The 518-nt window shown below is 70.1% G+C and carries 1 protein-coding gene; it reads left to right on the top strand.

Going from position 1 to position 518, the window contains the following annotated elements; all coding sequences use genetic code 11:
* The coding region (locus NP777_RS47215; RefSeq protein WP_256656373.1) for a polyketide synthase at nt 1–518 on the top strand (518 nt) is incomplete at both ends.

The raw sequence follows: 518 nt of genomic DNA, 5'->3' as shown, positions 1-518 counted from the left end.
TGGTGCTTGCCGAGTTCTTGCGTGTGGAGGTTGTGGGGGCCGCGGCTGCGGTGGCGGGTCCGGTGGTGGTGTCGGCCGCTGATGATGAGCCGATTGCGATCGTGGGGTTGGGTTGCCGTTATCCGGGTGGGGTGGAGACGCCGGAGGATCTGTGGCGGCTGGTCATGGAGGGCCGGGACGCGATCTCCGAGTTCCCCACCGACCGTGGCTGGGACCTCTCGGCGCTCTACCACGAGGACCCGGACCACAGCGGAACGAGCTACGCCTGCGAGGGCGGCTTCGTGGAGGACGCCGGCCACTTCGACCCGGGCTTCTTCGGTATCTCGCCGCGTGAGGCGCTGGCCATGGACCCGCAGCAGCGGCTGCTGCTGGAGACGTCGTGGGAGGCGTTCGAGCGGGCCGGGATCGACCCGGGTGTGCTGCGCGGCAGCCGCACCGGTGTGTTCGCGGGCGTCATGTACCACGACTACGCCTCGCTGCTGGAGCGGGTGCCGGAGGGCGTCGAAGGCTTCCTCGGC

Source organism: Streptomyces rugosispiralis (assembly GCF_024505145.1).
In the GTDB taxonomy this organism is placed as follows: Bacteria; Actinomycetota; Actinomycetes; order Streptomycetales; family Streptomycetaceae; genus Streptomyces; species Streptomyces rugosispiralis.
This window is presented reverse-complemented; position numbering and strand designations above follow the sequence as displayed.